This is a genomic window from Streptomyces sp. NPDC005774 (assembly GCF_042871645.1).
GTDB lineage: Bacteria > Actinomycetota > Actinomycetes > Streptomycetales > Streptomycetaceae > Streptomyces > Streptomyces pratens.
This window is the reverse complement of record NZ_JBIAIV010000031.1, coordinates 40517-66476: the sequence shown is the minus strand read 5'-3', so window position 1 is coordinate 66476 and position 25960 is coordinate 40517. Positions and strand designations below refer to the sequence as shown.

The 25960-nt window shown below is 69.6% G+C and carries 20 protein-coding genes and 4 pseudogenes; 11 read left to right on the top strand and 13 right to left on the bottom strand.

All coding sequences use genetic code 11. From position 1 onward, the window contains the following. The first annotated feature begins 9 nt into the window (after window positions 1–9). Genes ACFYQA_RS25330 through ACFYQA_RS25320 form a run of 3 tightly spaced genes read left to right on the top strand, consistent with a single transcriptional unit; the run spans window position 10 to window position 2435 of the window. Entirely contained in the window at window positions 10–798 is a 789-nt protein-coding gene (locus ACFYQA_RS25330; protein WP_388922056.1) for an ABC transporter ATP-binding protein, read from the top strand. Beyond that, window positions 785–1690 carry an ABC transporter permease gene (locus ACFYQA_RS25325; RefSeq protein WP_388922053.1) on the top strand — a complete coding sequence of 302 codons (906 nt, stop codon included), beginning with the start codon at window positions 785–787 and terminating at the stop codon, window positions 1688–1690. Before ACFYQA_RS25330 ends, ACFYQA_RS25325 begins: the two co-directional genes overlap by 14 nt. Before the next feature lie 7 nt (window positions 1691–1697). Continuing rightward, entirely contained in the window at window positions 1698–2435 is a 738-nt protein-coding gene (locus tag ACFYQA_RS25320) for a sirohydrochlorin chelatase (RefSeq protein WP_388922050.1), read from the top strand. A gap of 275 nt (window positions 2436–2710) precedes the next feature. Here ACFYQA_RS25320 and ACFYQA_RS25315 read toward each other — a convergent pair whose 3' ends face one another. The 3 genes from ACFYQA_RS25315 to ACFYQA_RS25305 form a co-directional block, all read right to left on the bottom strand. Beyond that, window positions 2711–3469 (bottom strand): SDR family oxidoreductase, encoded by a 759-nt coding sequence (locus tag ACFYQA_RS25315; protein WP_388922048.1) that lies wholly within the window; start codon window positions 3467–3469, stop codon window positions 2711–2713. A gap of 45 nt (window positions 3470–3514) precedes the next feature. Further along, a complete protein-coding gene (locus ACFYQA_RS25310; RefSeq protein ID WP_388922045.1) occupies window positions 3515–4201 on the bottom strand; it encodes an SDR family oxidoreductase in 687 nt (228 codons plus the stop codon). A 492-nt stretch (window positions 4202–4693) separates the two neighbouring features. Then, entirely contained in the window at window positions 4694–5752 is a 1059-nt protein-coding gene (locus ACFYQA_RS25305; protein WP_388922042.1) for a zinc-dependent alcohol dehydrogenase family protein, read from the bottom strand. Window positions 5753–6165: 413 nt separating this feature from the next. Between ACFYQA_RS25305 and ACFYQA_RS25300 the strand changes: the two are divergent. After that, a pseudogene (locus ACFYQA_RS25300) lies at window positions 6166–6384 on the top strand (IS6 family transposase); the annotation flags it as partial. A gap of 371 nt (window positions 6385–6755) precedes the next feature. Here the strand turns inward: ACFYQA_RS25300 and ACFYQA_RS25295 are convergent. The 3 genes from ACFYQA_RS25295 to ACFYQA_RS25285 form a co-directional block, all read right to left on the bottom strand. Beyond that, window positions 6756–7550 carry an SDR family NAD(P)-dependent oxidoreductase gene (locus ACFYQA_RS25295; RefSeq protein WP_388922039.1) on the bottom strand — a complete coding sequence of 265 codons (795 nt, stop codon included), beginning with the start codon at window positions 7548–7550 and terminating at the stop codon, window positions 6756–6758. Window positions 7551–7902: 352 nt separating this feature from the next. Next, window positions 7903–8421 (bottom strand): hypothetical protein, encoded by a 519-nt coding sequence (locus tag ACFYQA_RS25290; protein WP_388922036.1) that lies wholly within the window; start codon window positions 8419–8421, stop codon window positions 7903–7905. A 397-nt stretch (window positions 8422–8818) separates the two neighbouring features. After that, window positions 8819–9724, bottom strand: a complete 906-nt coding sequence (locus ACFYQA_RS25285) for an NAD(P)H-binding protein (protein ID WP_388922033.1) — start codon at window positions 9722–9724, stop codon at window positions 8819–8821. 411 nt (window positions 9725–10135) lie between these two features. Between ACFYQA_RS25285 and ACFYQA_RS25280 the strand changes: the two genes are divergently transcribed. Further along, entirely contained in the window at window positions 10136–10375 is a 240-nt protein-coding gene (locus ACFYQA_RS25280) for a hypothetical protein (protein ID WP_388922031.1), read from the top strand. Between the two features lie 163 nt (window positions 10376–10538). Here ACFYQA_RS25280 and ACFYQA_RS25275 read toward each other — a convergent pair whose 3' ends face one another. Continuing rightward, a complete protein-coding gene (locus tag ACFYQA_RS25275; protein WP_388922028.1) occupies window positions 10539–10778 on the bottom strand; it encodes a hypothetical protein in 240 nt (79 codons plus the stop codon). Window positions 10779–10924: 146 nt separating this feature from the next. Between ACFYQA_RS25275 and ACFYQA_RS25270 the strand changes: the two genes are divergently transcribed. The 5 genes from ACFYQA_RS25270 to maeA all read left to right on the top strand — a co-directional run bounded on the left by ACFYQA_RS25270 (window position 10925) and on the right by maeA (window position 19170). Then, window positions 10925–13210, top strand: coding sequence for an FUSC family protein (locus ACFYQA_RS25270; protein WP_388922025.1), 2286 nt, complete (start codon window positions 10925–10927; stop codon window positions 13208–13210). Between the two features lie 605 nt (window positions 13211–13815). Then, entirely contained in the window at window positions 13816–13893 is a 78-nt protein-coding gene (locus ACFYQA_RS25265; protein ID WP_386401988.1) for a hypothetical protein, read from the top strand. A 166-nt stretch (window positions 13894–14059) separates the two neighbouring features. Then, window positions 14060–14926 carry an alpha/beta fold hydrolase gene (locus ACFYQA_RS25260; RefSeq protein WP_388922022.1) on the top strand — a complete coding sequence of 289 codons (867 nt, stop codon included), beginning with the start codon at window positions 14060–14062 and terminating at the stop codon, window positions 14924–14926. Between the two features lie 1060 nt (window positions 14927–15986). Beyond that, window positions 15987–17042, top strand: coding sequence for an alpha/beta fold hydrolase (locus ACFYQA_RS25255; protein WP_388922019.1), 1056 nt, complete (start codon window positions 15987–15989; stop codon window positions 17040–17042). A gap of 550 nt (window positions 17043–17592) precedes the next feature. Further along, a complete protein-coding gene (gene maeA / locus ACFYQA_RS25250) occupies window positions 17593–19170 on the top strand; it encodes an oxaloacetate-decarboxylating malate dehydrogenase (RefSeq protein WP_388922016.1) in 1578 nt (525 codons plus the stop codon). On the opposite strand, the pseudogene ACFYQA_RS25245 reads toward maeA, so the two are convergent. The 4 genes and pseudogenes from ACFYQA_RS25245 to mgt all read right to left on the bottom strand — a co-directional run. Next, a pseudogene (locus tag ACFYQA_RS25245) lies at window positions 19154–19213 on the bottom strand (hypothetical protein); the annotation flags it as partial. The gene maeA and the pseudogene ACFYQA_RS25245 overlap by 17 nt on opposite strands. A gap of 140 nt (window positions 19214–19353) precedes the next feature. Further along, a pseudogene (locus ACFYQA_RS25240) lies at window positions 19354–20781 on the bottom strand (IS1634 family transposase); the annotation flags it as partial. Then, entirely contained in the window at window positions 20702–21061 is a 360-nt protein-coding gene (locus tag ACFYQA_RS25235; RefSeq protein WP_388922013.1) for a DUF4277 domain-containing protein, read from the bottom strand. The pseudogene ACFYQA_RS25240 and the gene ACFYQA_RS25235, both read right to left, overlap by 80 nt. 130 nt (window positions 21062–21191) lie before the next feature. After that, a pseudogene (gene mgt, locus ACFYQA_RS25230) lies at window positions 21192–22428 on the bottom strand (macrolide-inactivating glycosyltransferase). Window positions 22429–22573: 145 nt separating this feature from the next. On the opposite strand from mgt, the gene ACFYQA_RS25225 reads away from it, so the two are divergent. Beyond that, a complete protein-coding gene (locus ACFYQA_RS25225) occupies window positions 22574–23440 on the top strand; it encodes a phosphotransferase enzyme family protein (RefSeq protein ID WP_388922010.1) in 867 nt (288 codons plus the stop codon). Window positions 23441–23684: 244 nt separating this feature from the next. Here ACFYQA_RS25225 and ACFYQA_RS25220 read toward each other — a convergent pair whose 3' ends face one another. Together ACFYQA_RS25220 and ACFYQA_RS25215 are read right to left on the bottom strand one after the other, a co-directional pair. Then, window positions 23685–24488: a 3'-5' exonuclease gene (locus tag ACFYQA_RS25220; RefSeq protein ID WP_388922007.1), complete on the bottom strand. Its 804-nt coding sequence runs from the start codon at window positions 24486–24488 to the stop codon at window positions 23685–23687. Window positions 24489–24681: 193 nt separating this feature from the next. Continuing rightward, window positions 24682–25920, bottom strand: a complete 1239-nt coding sequence (locus tag ACFYQA_RS25215; RefSeq protein ID WP_388922115.1) for an SAV2148 family HEPN domain-containing protein — start codon at window positions 25918–25920, stop codon at window positions 24682–24684. Window positions 25921–25960 lie beyond the last annotated feature (40 nt).

Below are 25960 nucleotides of genomic sequence, written 5' to 3'. Positions count from 1 at the left end.
GTGACGACCATGGCCACGACCCTCGCCAAGGCCGCCGACGGCACCGAGGCGGCCACCCATGCCGCCCGGATCGAGCATGTCTCGAAGTCGTTCGCGGGCCCGGCCGGGCAGCAGCTCGTACTGGACGACATCACGCTCGACGTCGCCCCCGGCGAGTTCGTCACCCTGCTGGGTGCCTCGGGCTGCGGCAAGTCCACGCTGCTCAACCTGGTCGCGGGCCTCGACGCGCCCAGCGCCGGCGCGATCAGCACGGACGGCCGCCCGGCGCTGATGTTCCAGGAGCACGCGCTGTTCCCGTGGCTGACGGCGGGCAAGAACATCGAACTCGCCCTGAAGCTGCGGGGCGTGCCGAAGGCCGAGCGGCGCGGCCGGGCCGAGGAGCTGCTGGAGCTGGTCCGGCTGGGGGGCGCCCACGGCAAGCGGGTGCACGAGCTGTCCGGCGGTATGCGCCAGCGGGTCGCGCTGGCCCGCGCGCTCGCCCAGGAGAGCAGGTTGCTGCTGATGGACGAGCCGTTCGCGGCGCTGGACGCCATCACCCGGGACGTGCTGCACGACGAGCTGACCCGGATCTGGCGTGAGACCCGGGTGTCCGTCCTGTTCGTCACGCACAACGTGCGTGAGGCCGTCCGGCTGGCGCAGCGGGTGGTGCTGCTGTCGTCGAGGCCGGGCCGGATCGCCCGCGAGTGGACGGTGGACATCGAGCACCCGCGCCGCATCGAGGACGCCGCGGTCGCGGAACTGTCCGTCGAGATCACCGAAGAACTCCGTGGGGAGATCCGCCGACATGGCCAGCACTGACACGACCGGGAAGGACGCGTACGCGAAGGACGTGAACGACCTCGCCGGTCTCGAGGCGGGGCTCGACGCGCTGGAGACGAGGCAGCAGGCCCGCAGGCCGTGGCGCCAGACCTTCGTCCAGAAGATCCTGCCGCCCGTCCTCGCCGTCGCCCTGGTGCTGGCCGTGTGGCAGGCGCTGGTCTCCTTCAGGATCGTCGACGATCCGACCAAGCTGCCCTCGCCGGGCGCCGTGTGGAGCGTCCTGCGGGACGCGTGGCTCGAGGGTGAGCTGCTCGGCTACATCTGGACCAGCGTCTCGCGCGGTCTGCTCGGCTTCTTCTTCGCGCTGCTGATCGGTACGCCGCTGGGGCTGCTGGTGGCGCGGGTGAGGTTCGTGCGCGCGGCGATCGGCCCGATCCTGTCCGGGCTGCAGTCCCTGCCGTCAGTGGCATGGGTGCCGCCGGCCGTGATCTGGCTGGGCCTGAACAACCAGATGATGTACGCGGTGATCCTGCTCGGTGCGGTCCCCTCGATCGCCAACGGCCTGGTCTCCGGCGTCAGCCAGGTGCCGCCGCTGTTCCTGCGGGCCGGCCGCACACTGGGCGCGACGGGGCTGAAGGGCACCTGGCACATCGTGCTGCCGGCCGCGCTGCCCGGCTATGTGGCGGGGCTGAAGCAGGGCTGGGCGTTCTCCTGGCGCTCACTGATGGCCGCGGAGATCATCGCGTCGTTCCCCGACCTCGGCATCGGTCTCGGGCAGCTGCTGGAGAACGGGCGCAACGCGAGCGACATGGCCATGGTGTTCGAAGCCATCCTGCTGATCCTGACCGTCGGTATCGCCATCGACCTGCTGATCTTCAGTCCGCTGGAGCGGTGGGTGCTGCGCAGCCGTGGCCTGCTGGTGAAGGACTGATCCGATCATGTACCGTCCGGTTCTTCTCGTCATCGCTCACGGCAGCCGCGACCCGCGGCACGCGGCGACCGTGCACGCCCTGGTGCGGCGAGTGCGGTCGCTGCGGCCGGAACTGCGTGTGGAGACCGGCTTCCTCGATTTCAACGTCCCCTCCGTGCCGGGGGTGCTGGACTCCCTCGCGGCACAGGGCGTGCGGGACGTGGTGGCCCTCCCGCTGCTGCTGACCCGCGCCTTCCACGCCAAGGCGGACATCCCGGCGGTCCTCGCGGACGCGGATCCGCGGCTGCGCATCCGCCAGGCGGACGTTCTGGGCCCGTCGCCCCTGCTCCTCGCCGCGCTGGAGCGGCGGCTGTACGAGGCGGGCCTCACGCCCGCCGACAAGTCCTCGACCGGGGTCGTGCTGGCCTCGGCGGGGTCCACAGACCCGGAGGCGATCGCAGTGATCGCAGCAATCGCGCGGGAGTGGCGGCACACCGGTTGGTGCGCCGTGCGGCCTGCGTTCGCCTCCGCTTCCCTGCCCCGCACCGAGGACGCGGTACGCGAACTGCTCGCCCTCGGCTGCGAGCGCGTCGCCGTGGCCCCGTACGTGCTGGCCCCGGGCTTCCTCCCGGACCGCATCGCACGGGGCGCGGCGGAGGCGGACGTCCTGGCGGACGTCCTCGGCCCGGCGCCGGAGGTGGCGCGGGTGCTGCTGGAGCGCTACGACGCGGCACGGGTGCCGCTGCCGGCCGCCGTGGGGGCCTGAGGCCCCCACGGCGGGTGTGTCCAGCCGCCGGTCACCGCGTTCGCGTCGTACGGCGTCCCCTGGTGGAAGTAGAGCAGCCAGGTCCCGCCGGTACGACGCCACAGGGAGCTGCGGTGGGCGCGCCGGCCGTTGTGGTCCGTGTCTTAGGTGAGATGGACGGTGTCGGGCGCGAGCTGCACGGCCTTCATCCGGGAGACGGTGCCGGTGGGGTCCCCCGAAGCGTGTTCGCCGGCGAGCAGCGCGATGTCGGCAAATGATCGCCATCGCTGTGTGGCTCAGCCGACGAGTTGCTGGCCTCCGTCGATGTCGTGGGTCGCACCCGTGAGTGCGGTGTTGGTCATGATGTGCACGGCGAGCGCGGCCACGTCGTCGGGTACGACTACACGGCCGATGGGCAGCACGGCGCGCAGCTCCTCGCGACGGGCGTCGAGCGCGTCGCCGAGCAGGCGGGCCGACAACGGCGTGTCCACGAAGCCGGCGGCGATCAGGTTCACCCGGACCGGCGCGAGCTCGAGTGCGAGACTGGCCGTGAACGCGGGCATCGCGGCGGTGACCGCGGGGGCGACACCGAGAGCGGCCCGGATCCGGCGGGCTCCCGTGCCGCCCAGGAGCAGCAGCGTGCCTCCCGGCCGTACGGTGCCGGCGCAGTGGCGCGCGACCTCGAGTGCGAGCACCATGTGGTCGCTGATCGCCCGGCGTGCCTGCTCGGCATCCATGTCCAGAAGGCGGCCGTACGACGGGCCGCCCGCGGTGACCATCACGTGGTCGATCGGCCCTGGCAGCTGCTGGAAGAACCGCTCCAGCTGCGCCGCGTCGTGGGCGTCGAAGGCCGCGGTGCTGAGCGCGTCGGCCTCCTTGGCCGCGGTGCGCAGCCGTTCCGGATCCCGTCCGGTGAGGACCACGGAGGCGCCCTGGTTACGGGCGAGCCGTGCGGTCGCCAGTCCGATGCCCGCGCTCCCGCCGATGACGACGAGGGTCTGCCCGAGCAGGGGCAGGCCGCCGGCGCTGTGCCCCCCAGGTGGTTCAGAGGTCATGACTCCTCCTGCGCTGTGGCGTCACGGTCCCGTCCGGGCTTCTCCTCACTGTTGGAGTGGTTGCGCCAGGGCATGCTTGATCTGCTTGGTCCGCTCGTCGGCGAGGACCTCGACCCGGTCGTTCGCCAGGGCTTCCATGGTCTGCTCCGCCACGTCCGCCGCGCTGATCTTCGGTGCGTCCGTGAAACTGCTGAGGTCCGTCTCCACGAAACCGGCGTGGACCCCGATCACGAGCGTTCCCTGCTCGCGCAGGCCCTCCCGCAGAGCGCCCGTCAACGACCACTGGGCCGCCTTGGACGCCGCATACCCGGGGTACTCCGGCCGGGGGATCCAGGAGGCAGCCGACAGCATGTTCACCAGTGCGCCGCCGCCGTTGCGCGCCAGGACCGGGGCGAAGGCACGGGACACGGCCCACGTGCCGAAGTAGTTGATCTCCATCGCCTCGCGGGCACCGTCGAAGGAACCCGTCAGCAGTTCGGTCTCAAAACCAGCAACGCCCGCGTTGTTGACGACGATGGTGACGTCACCGGCGGTCTCGGCCGCCTCGGCGACGTCCTCCGGCTTGGTGACGTCCAGGCGCAGCGCAGAAAGGTCATCGTCGCTCACGCTCGACGGATCGCGGACACCGGCGTAGACCTTGGCCGCACCCCGCTCGACCAGCGCCCGGGCGAACGCGTGTCCGATACCACGATTGGCCCCCGTCACCAGGGCGATCGATCCCTTGATCTCCATCGTGCTTCCTTCCCGCTGCCGCCTGCCGAGCACAGCAGGCACTGGGCGAGGGACGACCCGGACCCGACGACGGGAGGCCCTGAACCGGACCGCGTCCTGGCACGCCCCCAGGTCCATGCGCGACTCGCGCAAAGGGAGACTCATCACCCGGAGGCCGGTTCTCGAGCTTCACCTACCTTTCGGGCCAGTGCCGGGACGGCCGGGCCGTCGCGGCACGCAGGGTTCCCACGTAAGAAGTCCTCTCGACCACCAGCGTGCATCAAACGCCGCAGCGACGCATGTGAGACGGCGCTCGGCTACGGGTCCATTTCACCGTGGGCGACCAGTCCACATGGCGCGACCGCCGCCGAGATGACGTGCGAGGCCTCCCCAGAGCACCGGTGCAGGCGCTGACCTGGCCGAATGACGGGGGCTTCATCGGGCTTGGCTACGTTCACTTGGCGGCCTCGGCACGCCGCGGCCGCACCTCCGACGCACCGGCACGGCCGCTTCCTACCTGTCGTCTTCGTCCCGGCCGTCTTCGAAGACGAAGAGTGGTTTGGTGCCGTGTGCGGGTGCTTCGGCGAGCGAGACGGCTTCAGTGAAGCGTTCGAGCGGGAACGGCTGGCCCCGGGGGATGCTCAGCACATCATCGGCGACCAGACCGCGAACCTGGGACAGCGCGCGCAGCGCATCCTCGGGTGAGGCAGTGCCGAACCAGCGGTTCAGCCAGAAGCCACGGACTGCTTTCGTCTCGTAGATGACCGAGCGTGCCTGCAGCGGGATCGTCAGTGCCGCAGGGTCGGTCTGCCGATGGGTCGAGAGTGCGCCGTAGACCACGACCTCCCCTCCCGGGGCCAATGCCTGGGACACCTGGGCACCCACGAGGCCCGCTACACAGTCGACGGCCTTCCGCACGCCGACCGGCCCCGCTGTCTCAGCCACACGCTGCAACAGGTCCTCGTCCTCAGTGCAGATGACCTCGTCACCACCAAGCGCTTTGATCTCCTCGACGGCATCGCGTCGCCGCACGACATTGATCGTGCGCATACCCAGATGCCTGGACAGCTGAATGACGAACCGGCCGACGGTGGAGCCCGCAGCCGTTTGCAACAGCCATTCGCCCGGCTGTACGTCGAGTTCGCGCGTCACGAGGAGCAGCGCGGTCAACGGGTTGACGGCGAGTTGACAGGCGCTGGAGTCGCTCAGATGGTCGGGGACCGGCAGAAGCCTTTGCGTGTCGGCAACGAGGTATTCCTGCCAGGTGCCGGCCACAGGGGGCCCGGGTACCGCCGGGACCGTAGCGGCCACCACGCGTTCGCCGACCTTCAGTCCCTCGGTATCCGGGCCCAGGGCCGCAATGCGGCCCACGCATTCCATGTGGCCCCCGACAGCGGGAAACCCGGGGGAGAAACCGTAGCGGCCGCGTAGCACGTGCAGATCACTGGCGTGAATCGGAGTCGCCTTCACCCGGATCAGCGCCTGACCGGCTTTTGGCGTGGGAACAGGCCGGGATTCCAGCCGCAGGACATCGGTGGGCTCGCCGGCCTTTCCGGCTACGAGCGCGCGCATGGTCTGAGGCATGAGTGGCATTTCGTCTCTCAGCGCTCGAGGAACTCGGTGGGCATTCCGGACAAAAGCGATGCTGGAGTCGGCGTCCTCGCCGGCGCCGAGGCTGTGATCGGCGTCGGGCTCCTCCGGACCTCCACCGACTCACCCAGGGTGATCATGTAAGCGTGCTGGGTTCGTGCGGCCCGGTGGGCCCATGCTCAGGACCGCTCGCCGCAGCGCACCACTCTGAGTTCAGATATGAATCCGTCACTTCACGCTACGCCCGGCCCCGGGAAAATTCCCGGCGGCGGACCATGCACCGTGGCGCGAATGCCCGCTGCGCCGATCCGGGGCTCAGAAGGCCGCCGACGGGTGCGGTATCGGGTTTCCCAGCCCGGAGGGCTCCAGCTCAACCACGACGAGGCCCGCCCCCACCCGCCCGTCATCGCCCCGGCACTGTCACGCGCGCGATGAAGGGCTTCCGCAGCATCGGCGCAGCCCAGCGGCTCCTGTCCGCGTTCAGCGGCATCTCGCCCCACTTCCGGCCCCGTCGCCACCTGATGACCGCCACCGACTACCGCACCGAAATGCGCCACCGCTTCACCATCTGGAACCAGATCACCGAGGCCGCCGGCCTGTCTGCTACCCCCTGAGCACGAAAGCCGGAACCCCGCCGCACAACGCCCTGACGCACCCCTACCCAGCTGCCTCACCCGACAAGTTGACAAGGCCCATCAGTGCCCTGTTCGCCATGCCCCGCGACGGCACCTTCTACGCACCCCGCGAGCCCAGGACCGCCACCCTCGCCGCATGAACTCCACACCAGCGAATCACCCCAAACCCGGCACGGCAGGGTTGACGAACCCCATAAAGGCACCCCCCGTGCGCGCGGGCCCACAAGGCGTATGCCACATACTGCCCGAACCAGAAGGCCGTTGACAGTCCGGGAAGCCGGACAGGCAGATCAAGATCTTCGGTTCCTACCGCCGGTGCGCGGCCCGGACGCACGGGGAGACGCAGGAGATTACAACGTCTTGACCTGGCCGCCGTCGATGGTGAACTCGGCCCCTGTGATGTTGCCGGCAAGTGGCGAGGCGAGGAAGAGAGCCAGATCGGCGACTTCGTGGGCTTCGGTGACCCGTCCGGTGGAGATGCCCATGCTCTGTGGCACGACTACGTCCATCGCTTCCTGCGCGGTGGTGCCGGTCTGGGCCGCCGTGGCGTCGGCGAAGCCACCCGGAGCGGTCCAGAAGGGAGTGCGGACCGGTCCTGGGGCGATCGCGTTGACCCGGACGCCTCGCAGTGCGAATTCCTCGGACAGTGACTTGGTCAGGCTGGTCAGCCCGGCCTTGGCCGCGGAGTAGTCCACGACCGCGGGGAATGGCAGGCGCGCGTTGATGGAGCTGATGTTGATGATGGAACCCCCGTCCGCGTCCAGCAGGTGAGGAAGCGCCGCGCGGCTGGTCCGGACCGCGCTGAACAGAGTCATGTTGAAGATCCGCTGCCACTCGGCGTCGTCGATGTCCAGAAAGCTCGGACGGGGCGTCGCGGCACCCAAATTGTTGACCAGGACGTCGACCCTGCCGTACTGGTCCACCGCGGGCCCGACGAATGCGTCCGGTCCGTCTGCTGTGGACAGGTCGACCGTGACTGCAGTGACGCCATACTTCTCGTGGAGCCCCTCAAGCTCGGGAGTGATGCTCCGGCTGCCGGTGACCACGTGTGCGCCCTCACGCGCGAATGCACCGGCGATGGCGAGGCCGATGCCCTTGCTTGCTCCGGTGACGACGGCGACCTTGTCCTTGAGGTGGAGGTCCATGGCGGTCCCTTTCTGGGGTGGCCACCCCCTACATCGAGGGTACGGGGTGACCAGCGCCGCCAGCCCAGGCCGACAGGGCGTCGTGTCCCGGCCCGCGCCGGGGCACGGCTTCGCCGGGTTGCTGTTCGTTGTCCAGCACTAGACGCGCACTGGACGAGTCTTTCCGAACACGTTCAGCAGTCGTAGGCGGTCAGAGAACGGCTGACCGCCTGCCCGGTCCGGAAGTTGTGCCAGACCACGGCGGCCAGCGCAAGGACGCGCTGCGCGACGCGCACGGCTACGCCCTCGCAGGTGCGACCGCCGTGTTGTTCCAGGTCGAGCCGGCCCTTGAGGGTGTCGTTGACCGACTCGATCAGCTGGCGGCCTTCTTGAGCATCGGCTCTCCGGGGCGGGTGGCCTCGCGTTTCATGGACGGCCGCAGCAGCGTGATGCCCTGCTTGGACCGAGACCGCTCAAAGGCCCTGGACGCGAAGCCCTTGTCCGTGATCAGCAGCAGGCCGGGCCGTTCCCCCACCAGCGGGGCGTCGACCTCCAGCATCGCGGCCAGGACCTCACGCTCATCGAGCTTCGGGCCGGCCAGGGCCCACAGGATCGGCATGCCCGAGGGGGTGCACACCAGGAACAGCCGCAGCCCCCCGTAGAACCGCGAGTGGGACGGGCAGTAGCCGTAGTTCGCCCAGCCGGCTGCTTGGGACCGCTTCACGGTGGGCCTCGACATGTCGCAGGGCACGGGCGTGGAGTCGCAGATCCACACGGTGTCGTGCCAGAAGTCGGTGTCCTTGGCAAGGACTCGGATCAGGCGTTTGACCTGCGGCAGGGCCGCCCGCAGACGCTTGTTGCAGCCGGCGTCCCGCGGGACGTACGGGAACATGCCGCTGAAGGTGGGTCTGTACGGTCAACGGCTCTGTCCCACAGGCGGTGGTGACAGGGCATCATCGCTGATGTGCCTGGTCCGAGCTCCGAGGAGAGCAGTGGCAGACGCGCCGTCGAGCGGGACGGGCACGGTGTCCACGGTCGCGTCACCCGTGCTGGTCTGGGAGTGTTACTGTCGGCCACGGCAGCCACTTGCCGTTACCACCGCATATGAGACAGAGCCGATTACGGGACAGAGCCGTTCGCCGTACAGACCCCCCACCGGCTCGGGGACCTGAAGGTCCGCCGACGAGACCGACTCGACGGAACCCTCCGCGAGTACCGACAGACCGCTTGACCAGGCCGGATGATTATTCGGCATCCGCAGCAGAGGGCACGGGGCCGGTCCGTGCGGTTCAGCCTAGGTAGAATTCTTGGTGGGCGGCCACGAACGCCTCGATCGTCTGGGCGGGTACGCCCGTCACACGCTCGACGTCGTCGGACGCACGGTCGTAGCGGTTCTCGCGGTGCAGCCGGGCCATGGTGGCGATGTGCTCTTCGGTGTGCGGCGGCAGGCCCACCTTGGCGAGCACCTCGGTTCGCCACCACTCCAGCGGCACATCCACGTAGGACACCGGACGTCCCAACGCCCGTGAGTACTCTTCGGCCATCTCGTTCATGTTGACCGTGCGGGGCCCCGTCAGCTCGTAGACGTTACCGATATGCGGGGCCGGCTCGCACAGCACAGTGGAGACCACCCGGGCGACGTCGGCCACGGCGACCGGCGACGTGCGCCCGGTCCCGAACGGCAGCTCGATCGTTCCGTTTTTCCGGATGGATTGTGCCGCCAGCGAGGTGAACAGCGGGTTGTCCAGGAACGACGTCGGCCGGATGTGCACCACTGGCAGGCCCGACCAGTTCAGGACCTGTTCCGCCAGCCAGTGCAGCCGCTGCTGGTGGGACTCCGTGGTGCTGGTGGAGGTCATCTGGGACACCGTCATCTGCGACATGTCCACCAGAGCGTCCAGTTCCCGGTGCTCGCGTGCCAGGCTGGCCATCACGGTCGTCGCCAGCAGATGGTCCGGCGATACCGGCAGGGCGAAGTACACCCGCCGGACGCCCTGCAGCGCGGCCGCGACTGATTCGGGTCGGGTCAGATCGCCGACGACGACTTCCGCGCCGAACACCCGCAACCCGGCCGCACGATCGTCGTCGTGGTGAACCAAGGCACGTACCGGCACGTCTTGCCCGCGCAACTGCTCGAGGACCGTACGGCCGACGCCACCGGCGTTGGCGATGAGAACAAGGTTGCTGGCAGCCATTGGGCGATCTCCTCGGGAGCAGCTGAGTAGCGGAGCGGGAGCATCTGGTGCAGCTCGGGTGCACGCGTCAGGCGGCGGTCGTCGTGCGCCGCCGCGGTGGACTGCCGCACAGGCCGAGCAGCAGCGCGGCGCCGACGGCCCACAGCGCCAGTGTGACAACGGGGCCTGCTGCATGCGCGCCGTCGAAGTAGCTCAGATCGGTGATGATGCGAACGGCGGCGCCGGGGGCAGCAGCGCGGAGACGGCTCGGGCCGCGGAGGGCAGCAGGTCGGCGCCGATCGTGGCACCGCTGGTGGCGTTGCCGACGGTGAGCAGCAGGAGGTGGCGACGGGAAGTCCGGCGGGGCTGAGGTGGGTGCCGAGCAGCTTGGTGGTGAAGGCGGCCGCGGTTGCCGGCAGGGTCAGGGCCGGCATGAGCGGAATGACCGGGGCGGGAATCACCCCCAGAACGGGACCGTCGATGGCCGCGGCGATCGTGCCGATGGCCAAGGAGGCGCAGCGGTACTGCAAGCTGCCCTCCCCACCGACGCGGGAGTGTTCCGCAGGACGCAGGCGGGTGGCCGCAGACTGCGGAGACCGAGCCGAGATGACCGTTCGCTTCGCCGTCTGGGACCAGATCACCGGCGCTGCCGACCGGTCCACCACGGCCTGACCCCAGGCCCGAAGCGCAAGCCCATCACGCCCCGACGGCGCCATCAGACACTCACACACCCAACAACGTGGCAGCGCCCTCAGGTGAACACGCCGTCCAAGGCATAGCGGCGGAAGCAGGTGGACACCGTCTGCCACGGCCCGTAGCGTTCCGGCAGGTCGCGTCAGGAGATCCCGGTACGGATCTTGTAGACGACCCTGGACTGCACCTCGGTCGGGCAGCCGAATGTCTGCTGCCGGCTTCGGCTGCCCGTCGACATCCCGTCCGTCTCCGGGGAGCTGGTCCGGTTCCTGCCGGATGCCGGCGCATCTCCCGTCCTGCGGCGTTCCTTGTCCAGCAGATGGCCGACAACGGCACCCGTCTCATTTACGACTCTGCCGCCAGCGCCCTGTCCGTCTGTCAAGACGGACACTCCGTGGCCGCTGCCTGTGGCGTCGCCCCGAGGTTCTCGCCCTACTGCGGCGCATCGCGGCCCAGGATGGATGGAAGACACTACTTGGTTGCCGTGCCACCACCTCGCCGAGGCGGATTGCGATGATGATGATTCAGATGCGTCAGTTCACCACGTGGTTGCGCCGCCGGGATCCGGGCCTCGCCGCCATGCGGCGGGCGGCCAGGACCGCGGTGGTGATGCCGTCCCTCTTCGCGCTGTGCACCCAGGTCTTCCACGCGCCGGTCATGGGCACCTTCGCCGCGTTCGGCGCGTTCGCGATGCTCTTGCTGGTCGAATACACCGGCCCCGTGGGGCAGCGGCTGCGTGCGCATGCGGCGCTCGGCGCGGCCTGGCTGGTGCTGGTCTCACTGGGCACCCTCGCGTCGCGGTCGGTCTGGATCGCGACTGCTGCAACGCTGGTGGTGGGCTTCGTCGTGCTCTTCTCGGGCGTGGTCAGCTCGGTCCTGGCCGGCGCCACGACATCGCTGCTGTTGGCGTTCATCCTGCCGGTATCTTCGCCCGCTCCCCTGACCCAGCTGCCCGACCGGCTGATCGGCGTGCTGCTGGCGGCCGGGACGTCCGCGATCGCGGTCTGGCTGTTGTGGGCGAGGACGCAGGCCGATCCGCTCAGCGCGCCGGCGGCTCGGGTCTGCCGGGCTGCGGCGGTGCAGTTGCGCACCGATGCGGACTACTTCACGGGCCGTGCCGCCGGCCCCGCCTTCGGGGAGTGTCGTGCCTGCGCCCAGGAGACCAGGTCGAGCACACAGCAGCTGCAGCAGGCGTTCACCGCCACCCCCTACCGGCCCACCAGCCTGTCCACCGGGTCCCGGGCACTGGTCCGCCTGATCGACGAGCTGACCTGGCTGAGCGCGATCCTCGCGGAGGCCGCCCCCGACGTCGAGGACGGTTCGACGGGCACCCGGCAGTCCTCAGTGGTGCGCAGGGCCGCTGCCGCCGTACTGGAACTGGCGGCGGAGATGCTCGATGATCCGCGCAGCACGCCGGACCGCCTGCGCGCCGGGGTGGAGGAGCTCCGTCATGCATTGACCACGCTGGAGGACGGGGCAGTCAACCGGCTGCCGATGCCGGGCGGCGGCTCCGGTGGCAGGCGTGGCCTCGACACCTTGGTCGACAGCCTCGACGTCACCTTCCGGGCTCAGGAGGTGGCCTTCGTCGTCCTGCAGATCGCCCGGAACGTCGACATCGCCCGGACCGCCGATCACCGCAGCTGGCCGGACCGCCTGCTCGGCCGCGAGCCCGGATCCCCGACCAGTCGCCTGACCAGCGCCACGGAACGCGCCGCCGCGCATGTCGAGCCGCACTCCGTATGGCTGCACAACAGCATCCGCGGCGCCATCGGCCTGGGCATCGGCATCGCACTGGCCGACGTGACCGGCGTCCAGCACGGCTTCTGGATCACGCTGGGCACCCTGTCGGTGCTGCGTTCCAACGCTCTCAGCACCGGACAGAACGTCTTCCGCGCCCTCGGCGGCACCCTGGTCGGCTCGATCCTGGGCGCCGGTCTGCTCCAGCTCATCGGACACAACACGCCCGTGCTGTGGATCCTGCTGCCCGTCGCAGTGATGGCCGCGGGCGTCGTCCCGGCCGCGATCTCGTTCGCCGCCGGGCAGGCGGCCTTCACGCTTACCCTGGTAATCCTGTTCGACATCGCCCAGCCGGCGGACCTGTCGGTCATCCTGTTCCGTATCGAGGACATCGCGCTCGGCTGTGCGGTGAGCCTGGTCGTCGGCCTGCTCTTCTGGCCGCGCGGCGCGTCCGCCGCCCTCGCCAGGGCGTTGGCGGAGGCGTATGTCGACAGCGCGCGCTATGTGCTCGGGGCAGTGGGCTATGCGGTGTCCTGCTGTGCTCTCAGGCCCGAAACCATCGAGCGCCCGCAGGAGGGCCGCCGGGCGGCGGCCGCGGCGCGCCGACTGGACGACGCCTTCAGGACCTACCTGGCCGAGCGCGGAGCAAAGGACGTCTCGTTGTGCCAGACGACGACTCTGATCACCGGTGTCGTAGGGCTCCGTCTGGCCGCCGACGCGGTCCTGGAGCTGTGGCGGCGGGCCCCGGACGGCCGACAGCTCGAGGACCGCGCCGCCGCGCAGAGGGAGCTGCTGGTCATGGCGGAACGGGTCTTCCGGTGGTACGAGACCCTGGCCGAGGGGCTGGAGAGCGAAGGGCCGGTACCGGAGCCGCTGGAGTCCGACCGGGAGCACAACGCCCGGCTGGTCGAGGCGGTCCGTCGGGACCTGCGTGATGCGGACGGGCGGGCGTCGGGGACCGGCATCCGCATCATCTGGACCGGCGACCATCTGGAAGCAGTGCGGCGGCTCCAGTCGCCCATCGCGGCGGCAGCCGGTCACGCCGACGCGCGCGCTGCCGTGATGGGATCAGTTTGACTCCGCAGGTGCCGACAACCCACTCAGTCGCGCTCGGCCAGGGCCTGACGGGCGGAGTGGCCCTCGGCCCAATCGGCCGGCCTGGCCAAAGGTGACGGTCGTGTCCACCAGGACGGTGTCGTGCGCGCCGGAGATGAGCGTGCTGTTCATGAGGGACCACATCGGCTTGCCCCTGTCCCTCCCTGCGCAGGCGCTTCGGCGAACGGACGCATGGGAGCCATCGGCGGCCTTAGCCGGGGATGTCCGATAATGCCCGTCGCACGGCCCGGCACGGGCTGCTGCCTCCCGGTGGACCTGACGGGGTGGCGCCGGGGTCAGGTCGGCGGGGTCCACGGCGAGGCGGTGCAGCATCTCCGGCCCCCTGGATTGCTGTCTTCCACCCCGAACGCAGAGTCGGACATGAGACCGATCTGCCACCTGACCCGCCCCGCCTCCGCACCCTGGAGACCTGACTCGTCCTCGCCCTCGAACAGGTACGGCAGCAGATCGCCACAGCCGAACGCCGCAAGCAGGAGCGGCAGCGGCAGCGGAGAGAGTAGACCCGGCCGCCCATACCCGACTGGATCCTCGAAAGCGGCCTCAACCGCGGCTCACCGCCCGCCGCTGTGCACGTCGGAGGCTGCCACATGGCCGGCAAACGCCCTGGAAAGGCGTACCGCGAGATGTCGCCCTGCAGGCGCTGACCGAGGGCGTCGACGCGCGCGGACCCGACCGGCCCGACGCTGCACTCGACTGCCTGGATGGCTGGGTTCTGTCTCTTTTTCACCTGATTGCACTGGATGGGCGGGCGCGACGGCATCGATGCGTGAACGCTGATGTGCCATGCCCCCGGTGGAAAGGGAGTACAGCATGGTGGCATCTGCGGTCCATGGCATACGACGACGCACACGACGTCTCCACGTCACGGCGGCGGGGTGCGCCGTCGCCGCCCTGTGCACGGCCCCGGCGTCCCCGGCCCTCACGGACCGTGGAGCGGGCGGCGCCAAGCCCACCATCGTGCTGGTGCACGGCGCCTTCGCCGACGGCTCGAGCTGGAACAGAGTGATCGAACGGCTCGAACGCCGCGGCTACACGGTCATGGCCCCGGCCAACCCGCTGCGCGGGCTGTACAGCGACTCCACCTACATCGCCTCCGTGCTGAAGAGCATCAAGGGGCCCATCGTGTTGGCCGGCCACTCCTACGGCGGAGCAGTGATCAGCACGGCCGCGGCAGGAAATCCCCAGGTCAAGTCCCTGGTGTACATCTCGGCGCTGATGCCCGACGTCGGTGAGAGCGGCATGTCGTTGTCCGCCCGGTTCCCCAGCGCCCTCGGCACCGCCACCACGTCCGTGCCGTACCAGGCCGACGGCGTCAGCGGAACCGACCTGTACCTCAAGCGCGACAAAGTGCATCCGGTCTTCGCGGCCTGCCTGCCGGCGAGTGAGGCGAACCTGCTGGCGGTTACCCAGCGGCCCGCAGCGACCACCGCCTTCTCGGAGAAGGCCAAGGTCGCAGCGTGGAAGAACATCCCCTCATGGGCCCTCGTCGGCCGGCAGGACATGACCATCAACCCGGACCAGGAACGCTTCGAGGCCAAGCGCGCCCACTCCCACACCGTGGAGATCAATACCTGCCACGTATCCCTGATCGCCCGCCCCGACGCCGTCGCCGACCTGATCCTCCAGGCCGCCACCGCAACCGCGACGACCGCCGCGGCCGATCCCAGAACGCGCTGATCCGTGCTGACTCCACCAGCTACCTTTCCGATTTCCGATACTCCCCCGAGCCCACCCCTGCGGAGTTGCTTCCGTGGTCGGGTACGTGCCGACCGTCCGGCAGCCGCTCGTACGCGCCGGGCGGACAGTCCGCGTCCAGCATCGGATCAGCGGCCGCGCACGGCGCTGTCGGTGGCCGTTGACAGGATGGCGGGCATGACGATCAAGGACGTGACACGCCACGATGTCGCCGGACAGCGGATAAGAGGACACCCTTCAGCGCGGGATCCGCCGGGCCATCGGGCATTGGTCCGACATGCGCCACAACGGGCGTCCCCTGCGACAGGGACTGAGGGAGATGGGCGGCGACCGCCCATGTGCCGGCCCTTGCGGGGCTCGACGGATACGTGTTGCGGGCCCTGAGCGCCGGCAGCACCGAGTCGGCGCGTGCGGCCGGCGGGAAGTACGCGGTGCTGTTGTCCTTCAGCAGTGCGCAGGAGCCGACCCGCTGTGAGGAAGTCGACCTCGTGGTCGTGACGGTGAGGGTTCCGCGGCCACTGGCACATCGAGAACCAGCTGCACCACGTCCGGGACCGCGCCTTCCGCAAGGACACCTCAAAGATCCGCACCCGGCACCTGCCCCGCATCATGACCGGCCTGCGCAATCTCACCATCGGCGTCCACTGCCAGGACGGCCACACCAACGTTGCCGCGGCCCTCCGCCGAGCCGGCCGCGACCACCAGCGGCCCCTCACACCCCTCAAAGCCCCTGAGCGCGGGGTCGTGACAGGTTTGGCGCAGGTTGAATCACTCGGGTGGCTCAATCTCTGGGTTGCCGCTGTTGCGCAATCATTCTGCCGGTTGTTTGGATTGGGTGAGCGTCCAGCCGGATCCTCTAATACCTGCACTGTCGCTCAACGTCTTCACTGTCCTGAGTGGACGACATGCGCCTGACCGGCACCCACCGGGGGTACATGACGGGATTTCGGACAGACGTATCCACCGCACGACGAGCGTGATTCCGGACAGTGCTTCCGTCGCCCTCCTGTGCCGAGCCCGCCTGAGCCAAGGAGATTTGGCCATGGAAAAGCCTGAAGGAATACAGCCCACCCGCCGTCACTTCGTCAAAGTTGCGGCCGCGGCAGCCGTAGCAGCGCAGTTCGGCATCACCTATTCCGGGCAAGCGAAAGCCAACCGGGGCAACCTGTCGGCTCGTGCCTCGGCTGCACCCCGGGTGCATACTTCCTTCGGTTCACTGAAGCAGATCAAGGCCGGCATCCTGAACGTAGGATACGTCGAAGCCGGACCCGTCGACGGTCGTGTGGTCATTCTTCTGCATGGCTGGCCCTACGACATTCACAGCTACGTCGACGTAGCGCCTCTGCTCGCTGCCAAAGGGTACCGGGTGATCGTCCCTTATCTGCGTGGCCATGGCACAACCAGATTCCTTTCGAGCAGTACGCCCAGGAACGCCCAGCAGTCGGTGTTCGCCCTCGACCTCATCGCCTTGATGGATGCTCTCAAGATCGAAAGAGCGATCCTTGCAGGGTACGACTGGGGGTCCCGCACGGCCGACATCGTCGCAGCGCTCTGGCCGGAGCGCTGCAAGGCGCTGCTCTCCGTGACCGGATATCTGATCACGAACCCTGAGGCGAACAAGTTGCCGTCGCCGCCCAAGGAAGAATGGGCATGGTGGTATCAGTACTACTTCGCAACGGAAAGGGGTGAGCTCGGGCTGGAGAAATATCGGCGCGATTTGGCTCGACTCGTCTGGAAGTTCAACTCTCCGACATGGAATTTCAGTGAAGCGACGTTCGATCGCACTGCGGCTGCTTTCAACAATCCTGATTACGTCAGTATCGTGATCGATAATTACCGTTGGCGGCTGGGTCTGGCCAAGGGAGACCCGGGTTATAACGGGATCGAAAGTCGGCTTGCCGTAGGTCCGGTCATCGCAGTGCCGACGATCACTATCGATGGCGAACATGATCCGTTTACGCCTCCTGGGAGGGGGTCGATTTATCGTAAGAAGTTCTCGGGCAAATACGAGCACCGCACTCTGAAGGTTGGCCACAACGTTCCGCAGGAAGCTCCTCAAGGCTTCGCCCAAGCTGTCGTCGATGTCGACGGTTTTTGAGTGATGTCACTGCCAAGCACATGGACCCCATAGCCGGCATGCGGGGGAAGTAGAACTCCGGCAACTGTTCTGGCGCGGCCGCCGCCGACGGCAGGGCGCCGCACAAAGCGTGCCTGGCTGAAGTCGCGCTACATGTCCGCCGGTGGTTGGCCTGAACTCATACTGCGGCATCGGTGAGGCGCCGCGGCCATGTGGGTGGTAACGCCCGATGTGCGGCGTTCCCGCGCAGGGGCCGACCTACTCGCAGCCACATACCTCATACGCCGTCATACGGTGTCGGCTCTGGGACTGTAGACGATCTCGGCGTCGTTCCGGCCTGCGAAGGCAATGTGGAGCCTCTGGACGGCGAACCGGTCCGGCGCTTGCTCGAGGGGTGCAACGCCGACCTGTCCGGCCACGGCGGCTTCGCCAAGCCCCGTTGTCTCCATGGGTGTCGAGAGGTTGTCATCACCGACGAACTTTCGCGGCCGTGGCACAGCGCCTGTCCGCGTGGCCACCTCCGATCACGATCGGGGCCGGCGACACGGCAATCCGACTACGGGAGACTCTCATGACCGAGAGGAGCACTCGGACCCCAGCCATCCCCAGCGTGCTGGTGGATCCGCTGCGTAATCGCGGCGTGACCTTCACACGGGAGGAACGCGAGGCCCTCGACCTGACCGGACGCCTGCCCTCCGGAGTGCTGACCCTGGAGCGGCAGGGCCGGCGCGCCTACCGGCAGATGCAGGCCCAGGGGAGCGACCTGGCCAAGAACGTCTACCTGGAACAGCTGCACGACCGCAACGAAGCCCTGTACTTCAAGCTCCTCACCGAGCACCTCGAAGAGCTGCTGCCGATCGTCTACGACCCGACGGTGGGCGAGGCGATCGAGGAGTACTCCCACGAGTACCGGCGCCCACGCGGCGTCTTCTTGTCCATCGACCGGCCCGACGACATGGAGAAGGCCTTCGCCACGCTTCAGCTCGGGCCCGAGGACGTCGACCTGATCGTGTGCACCGACGCGGAGGAGATCCTGGGCATCGGGGACTGGGGTGGGGGAGGGATCCAGATCTCGGTCGGCAAGCTCGCCGTCCACACCGCGGCCGCCGGCATCGACCCGCGCCGCGTCGTTCCCGTGTCGCTGGACGTGGGCACGGACCGCGCAGCGCTGCTGGAGGCCCCGCTGTATCCGGGCAACCGGCACCCCCGCGTCCGCGGTGCCGACTACGACGCGTTCATCGAGGGGTACCTGGAGACGGCATCGTCCACGTTCCCCGACGCGCTCTTGCACTTCGAGGACTTCGGTCCCAGCAACGCACGGCGGATCCTGGAGCACTACGGCGGCCGCTATCGGATCTTCAACGACGACATGCAGGGCACCGGTGCCATCGTGCTGTCCGCCGCCCTGTCCGCCGTCAAGGTCAGCGGTGTGCGGATGCGGGACCAGAAGCTGGTCGTCTTCGGCGCCGGGACCGCCGGAGTGGGCGGAGTGGGCATCGCCGACCAGCTGCGCGACGCGATGGTCCGCGACGGCGCGGATCCGGAGCAGGCCACCGCCCGGGTATGGCTCATCGACAAGCAGGGGCTGCTCACCCGGGACATGGCCGACCTGCGCGACTTCCAGCAGACCTACGCGCGCGATCCGGCCGAGGCCGCGGACTGGTCGAGGGACAACGGCACGATCCCGCTACGGGAAACGGTTCGCCGGGTCGAGCCGACGCTCCTGCTGGGCACCTCCACCGTGCACGGGGCGTTCACGCGCGAGGTCGTCGAAGCCACGTCCGAGGGCAGCGAGCGGCTGATCATCTTCCCGATCTCCAACCCCACCTCCCGGATCGAGGCCATGCCCGCCGACGTCATCGCCTGGTCCGGGGGAAAGGCCCTCGTGGCCACCGGCGTCCCCGTCCCGCCCGTGGCGTACGAGGGCGTGACCTACCAGATCGGGCAGGCCAACAACGCGCTGCTCTACCCCGGACTGGGCCTGGGCACGATCATGTCCGGGGCGTCCCAAGTGTCAAGTCCCGGGTTTGGTGGAGAGTCGGTTAGCTGGTTTCGGTGGGGGCGGCTGGGGTGGCGGTCGTTGCGTGGTGGGCTTCGAACTCAGCAGGTGGGGCGTGGCCGAGCTCGCCGTGGAGCCTGCGCTGGTTGAACCAGTCGATGTACTCGGCGACGGCGACCTCGACGCCGGTGATGCCGGTTCAGGGCCCTTGTTGCGGATCAGCTCGGCTTTGAACAAACCGTTGAACGCTTCGGCGAGGGCGGTGTCGTAGGAATCGCCGTGTGAGCCGACCGAGGCCACGGCCGCGGCCTGGTCCGGGCGTTCGGTGTAGCGGATGGCCCGGTTTTGCACGCCGCGGTCGGAGTGGTGTGTGAGGCCGGCCAGGTCGGCGCCTGCGCGTCGGCGGCGCCACAGGGTCATCTCCAGGGCGTCGAGGGCGAGATCGGTGTAGAGGCTGGTGGCGACCTGCCTGCCGACGACCATGCGGGAGAACACGTCGATGACGAACGCGGCGTACACCCAGCCGGAGAACGTGCGGACGTAGGTGATGTCGGCCACCCGCAAGGTGTTCGGCGCCGGGGCGGTGAAATCGCGTTTGACCAGGTCAGACGGGCGGGCGGTCTCTGGTGCGGGGCGGGTGGTGCGCGGGCTCCTGGTCCGGATCACGCCGCGCAGGCCGGCCTGGCGCATGAGGCGCTCGACCATACAGACCCGCTTGTTGTCCTGTACGAAGACGGGGGTGACGGCCAGGGGGCCCTTGAAGTCGCTGTAGCGGCGCTCGACCGTGCCCTGCTGACCCTTGTGGCGCCGCAGCACCTCGGCGGCGTCGGCCTGCTCGGGGGTGAGGGTGGTCGGCAGCGCGTACCAGCCGTCGACGGCCGCCTCGGCCTGGAGCACGTCCTGGTCGAAGTGCCAGTCCAGGGCAGGGCGTCCGGTGCCGGCGATGGCGATGGAGGTGCACAGGCAGCCGGTGACCCGGCGGGTTGTGGCGATCACGCCGATACGTTGGGCGCTCTTCTCCGGGGTGTTGTAGTAGCGGCCGGCCCCGCGCTGCAGCTTGTCGAGCTCCTCTCGGGCCTTGGCCAGGCGTTTCTCACATGCCCGCTGCTGCCCCTTGGCGTTGCCGGTGGAGTGCACCAGGGTCCGGCGCACTTCCACCCGCGGATCACGCTTGCGCGGTCCGGACAGGACGTGGGTGTCCTCCAGCACGCGGTAGGTCTCGCGCCGCTCGGCCGGGGTGTTCTCGTCCCGGGCAGGGGCGTAGTCCACGATGGTGGCGGCGTCCACGTCGAGGGCGGCACAGACCGCGTCGTCGACCGCGGAAGCGGGAGCCGGAGCGATGAAGTCGCATCCGGCCTCGATCAGCGCGGTGACGTTGCGGTACGAGACCAGCTTGGAGTCCGCGACCAGCAGGAACTCCTTGGGACCGGCCATCGCGCGCAGGGCGTTCATCGTGCCGGTGATCTGGGAGATCTCCGCGGCTCCGCCGTCGATGACGCGGGACAGCGGCGGGATGCCGCCGTCGCCGGTCACCGCGAGGCCGGTCCGGATCTGCTTGAGGTCGTAGCGGCGGTCCTTGGGATGCCCGTGCCTGATGCGGGGATAGTCCTCGTCCTGGTCATCGGCCGGGTAAGCGCCGTGCAGCGACATGGACGTCATGTCCCAGTGGCATCTCGACACATCAATGCCGAACTCGCCGATCGCGCAGACCCCGATCCTGTCGGTCAGCTCCGTCAGGTGCGGGGCGATGGCGTCCAGCACGGCCCAGCCGGTCGTCGTTGAGCAGCTCCGGCTCGATGCCGAAGACCTCCTCCACCGCCCACTCACGCGCCCAGTCGTCCACCCGCCACAGCGGGGCAGGCGCGGTCAGTCGGTTGGCCACCAGCGTCTCGATGACCTGGCCGTGCGTCAGGTGGGCGATGTCCCGGCCCGGGCACAACCGGTCGACGGCCCCGGCCACATCCAGCCGGCGCAGAAACTCGGCAGCGACAGGCAGCGCGCCCAGACGCTTCTCCACCACGGCGCTGACCACGCGTTCCACGCGCGGACGCACCGTCCGTGGCCGCGGGGACCGGGAAGACTTCGTCACATCCCACCAACGCGGCCACGACTCCAACAGACACTCTCACAGGCCCCGAACCAGCCGATTCAGTCACCCGCGAAGCACGGAGCTAGCTCCGCTGCGGCAGCTCCGCCTCTATGAGGTCGGCCGCCCTGCGGGTGCCGCCCTCCTGGGCCATTCCGGCCTGGATCTCCTTCAGCCGGCGGGCGGCTTCCGGGTCGCCGGTGAGGTCGAGGGCGGCCGTGCGAAGAGCCTCTGCGGTGGCCTCCTCGGTCGGGAGGTGCCGGGCGACGCCGAGGGCCTGGAGCATGTCCGCGTTGCCGAACTGGTCCACGGCCTGCGGTACGGCGATCATCGGCGTGGCCGTGGCCAGCCCTTCCTGGCTGCCGCCGGCGCCCGCGTGGGTGACGAACAGGTCGGCCTGCTTCAGGACCGCGAGCTGCGGCACCCAGGACCGCACCTCGACGTTCGCCGGTACGGCACCCAGCTCGGCAGGGTCGACGTGCTTGCCGATCTGGAGCACCAGGTGCCACCCGGGCAGGTCGCCGAACGCCTTGACGCACTCCCGGTAGAAGCCGGGCTGCTTGGTGAACGACGATCCGAGCGACACCAGGACGACCTTCCGCGCACCGGCCGGACGCTGCCATTCCCCCTCCGCGCCGCGGTCGCCCTGGCAGGCGCCGACGAACGTGTACGCGCTCTCGTCGACCCGGTCCGCGTTCGGCTGGAGCGCCTTGGGGATCAGGACGAGGGACCGGGCGGGGCGGCCGACGAACGGGTCGGGGTGTTCGGTGATCCCGTTCTCCTCCAGCCAGGTGTGGAAGCGGGCGTAGTAGGCCTGACCGCGCTCGGTTCTGAGCGGCTCCTCCCACATCGGCTCGCCGACCTCCTTCTCGTACCCCTCCCAGGCGACGAGGTTCGGCGAGAGGGAGACCACGGGCACGCCCCAGCGGTGGCCGAGCACGCGCGCCAGGTACGAGGTGATGTCGTGCAGCACCAGGTCGGGGGTGTCCCCCTCGTATGCCTTCGTCAGCTGCGGGAGGGCCTGGATGGCGTCGTCGAGGAACGGTTCGACGTTGTCCAGCAGGGTGGTGCCCCAGGCCTTTGGGTCGTCGTCGGGCCCGGGGAGGGTGGAGTTCCAGAGCTTCACCTCGGCGCCGGTCCCGGCGACCTTGCCCGCGAGGACCGGGGGGATCGCGTACGTCACCCGGTGGCCGCGCGCCACGAGCTCGCGGATCACTTCGAGGCTCGGGTTCACGTGGCCGTGGGCGGCGACGGAGAACATGGCGATGTGAGCGGGACTGGTCATGTCTCGAACCTTAGGCGAGACGATACGTCTCGTGCAATCGATAGGAGAGGTACGACGGCTCCCGCAACAGCCCCCCGCCCGCGGCCCGCCACCGGCGGGCACCGCGCACATCGCCGACCTGTGCGAATGGGACACTGACCGACGGCACACATGAGCACAGGCACAGCCACGGAGGCGGGCGGATGGACGAGGCACGGGCGCGGGGCGTCCTGGCGGCGGCGGACGTGCTGCCGGGACGCGCGGCCGGGGACGCGCGGCTGCTCGCCCTGGGCGAGAACGCGGTGTTCGCCGCCGGCGACCTGGTCGTCAAGGTCGGCCGCGACAGCGGCCTGCTGGAGCGCGCCCGCCGGGAGCTGGCGATCGCGCTGTGGCTCGCGGAGGAGGGCGTGCCGGCGGTGCGGGCCGCTGAATCGCGGGCACTGCTCGTCGATGGCCACCCGGTGACGGTCTGGCACCGGCTGCCCGAACCGGTGCGGCCCGCCGAACCCCGCGACCTGGCCGCACTGCTGCGGGTGGTCCACGCCCTTCCCGCTCCCGCCTTCGGGCTGCCGCCCCGCGAGCTGCTGGGCGGCGTGGAGCGCTGGCTGCGGCTCGCGGGCGAGGTGATCGCCCCGAAGGACGCGGCGTATCTGCGTGAGCGGCGGGACGGTTTCGCGGCGGCCGCCGCGGCCCTGACGCCCCACCTGCCGCCGGGCCCGATCCACGGTGACGCGCTGCCCCGGAACGTGCACGTCGGGCCGGACGGGCCGGTCCTGGTCGACCTGGAGACCTTCTCCGCGGATCTGCGCGAGCACGACCTGGTGGTCATGGCCCTCTCCCACGACCGCTACGGGCTGCCGGCGCGGGCGTACACGTCCTTCACCGAGACCTACGGCTGGGACGTGCGCGAGTGGGAGGGCTGCGCGGTGCTGCGCGGCGCGCGGGAGACGGCCAGCTGCGCCTGGGTCGCCCAGCACGCCCCGAGCAACCCGAAGGCCCTGGCCGAGTTCGAGCGCCGCGTGGCATCCCTGCGCGAGGGCGACCCGACGGTCCGCTGGTACCCCTTCTGATCCGGTCCGGAACACGGAATCCGGAGTACGGCCGGCAGGCGGGTGCCCGTGCGCGGAACCGCGCGGTGGGAAAAGCCACCAACGAAGACGGCTCCGCGCTCTCCCCGGGGCCCGTCCGGCGGATCACGTCGGAGGTAATGACGGTTTCCGTCCAGCCGGGGTGAGCGGGGGCCGGCGCGTACAGTCGCAGGCGGAGGAGGGCGTGCCGGCCCTCGCGTCTCCGGCATGATCCGCCGGACGGTTCCTAATGCACTTGCCCGGGGGCGGTCCTGGACAGCGGCGCAGCCGCCCGGCCGTCGGGCTCCCGCTCACGGCGGGCCTCGGCCGGCCCGGATCGCCGGCTCCGCGCGATGACCGGCCAAGCCGGCTCGACGACTGCCGTCGGGTTCGTGGTCCGCCGCAGGTACGCCTGCAGGGAGGCGGACTGCTCGGCGGCCGCGCGCACCTGGAGCTCATGCAGGTCCGTCAAGGACATCGTCCCGACGCGCTGGTACTTCTCGCCCATGCGTCGCACCACACGGGCGGCAGCCACCGCGTCCGCCCTCGCATCGTGTGCGTCGTCGAGCGACACTCCGTAGTGCGCGCACAACGCGTGCAGGGCACGCTTTCCCTTCCGGTACTTGTCGACGTGCTTGTCGAGCACCAGGGGATCAATGACCGGCGAGGGCACGCCCCCCAGTCGCTCAGTGATCGACTCCAGCCCGTACCGCCGGCACTCGCGGTCCAGCAAGGACAGGTCGTAGCGCGCGTTCATCACGACCAGGGGTGTCCCTGAGCGCAGGACCTCGGCGACGGCCCGGGTGATGTCCTCGACCGCTGACGAGGGCGGGACTCCGTGCTCGCGGGCATGGTCCGTCGAGATGCCATGTATCGCCGAAGCCTGCTCGGGTATCGCCACCCCGGGATCGAGCAGCCAGGCCCGCTCCTCCGAGATGGCCCCGTCCTGCTCCAGTCGCACGACCGCCGCGGTGACGATGCGGTCGGTCTCGATGTCCGTACCCGTGGTCTCCAGGTCGAAGGCCACCAAGGGCCCGGTGATCCAGCTCATCACACGGCTCCCGTGACGATGCGTGCCTCGCGCGGGTCGGTGCCCGTCGCCTCCAGGCCGAAGCCGATCAGTGGCTCCCGGTGCCAGCCCATGGGTGGCCCCCTTCTGTGCGGTGCGTTCCCCCAGTGGTTCTTACCTTCGCACGCACCACTGACAACCCGAGAGCCGCGTTCCGTTCGCGATCACGGACAGTTCACGACACCGGGCGCGAATCCACCCACATCTGCTCGAACTCCTCACGGTACGTGGGAAACAGTCCACCTTCTTCGACCTCGCCCGGTTTGACCACCTTGTTGCCGTTGCGCAGCACCAGCACCGGCGCCTCCATCCCCCGGGCCCGGCGCAGATGGTTCTGCACCACGCCGACGCCGTCGGCGCCGTCCCCGTCGACGAGGTACGCCGTACAGCGGGGCGTCTCGTCGTACACCTGGATCTCGAAGGCACCCGGGTCGCGCAGCCGGGAGCGCACCCGGCGCATGTGGAGGATGTTCATCTCGACCGCGCGGCCCAGCTCCCCGCGCTTGAGACCGAGTTCGCGCTCGCGGCGCTTGACCGCGCTGGAGGCCGGGTTCAGGAACAGCAACCGCACCCGGCAGCCGGCCTCGGCGAGCCGCACCAGGCGGCGCCCGGAGAAGTTCTGCACCAGCAGGTTGAGGCCTATGCCGATGGCGTCCAGGCGGCGGGCGCCGCCGAAGATGTCCTCGGCCGGGAACTGGCGCAGCAGTCGCACCCGGTCGGGGTGGACGGCGACCACGTCCGCGTACCGGTCGCCGACCAGGTCCTCCACCGCGTCGACGGGCAGCCGGCGGGCGGACGGCACGTCCCCGTCCGCGCCGAGCATCTCCAGCAGCCGCGCGGAGGCCCGCTCGGCCTGGTTCAGCACCGCCTCGGACAGTGCCCGGTTGCGGGAGACGACGTTGCGGGTCACCTCGAGCTCGTCCAGGGCGAGCTCGACGTCCCGGCGATCGTCGAAGTACGGCTCGAAACAGGGCCAGTGCTGGACCATCAGCTCGCGCAGTTGCGGAAGCGTGAGGAAGGAGAGGACGTTGTCGTCGGCCGGGTCGAGCAGATAGCCCTTGCGGCGGCTGACCTCGCGCACCGCGACCGCGCGCTGCACCCACTCCTGTCCGGCGGGTCCGGCGGCGGCGATCACCCATTCGTCGCCGTGGACGGGCTCGTAGACGGGCCGCAGCACGGCGGCCACGACCGAGCGCAGCCGCTGCTCGACCAGGTTCAGCCATATGTAGGCGCGACCTGCCCGCTGCGCACGGGTCCGCACCTCGCGCCAGGCGTCGACGCCCCAGTCCAGGTCCGGCCCGATCGAGCCCGCGTCCATCGGCCGCGCCAAGGACACCGCACCGGGCGGGACGTCCGTGGAGTTCCCCTCGTGACCCTCGCCACCAGGGGGCAGCTCCAGCCCTCCCGAGCCCACCCGCGCACCGCCTTCCACTCCCCCGAGCACTCCCAGCCCC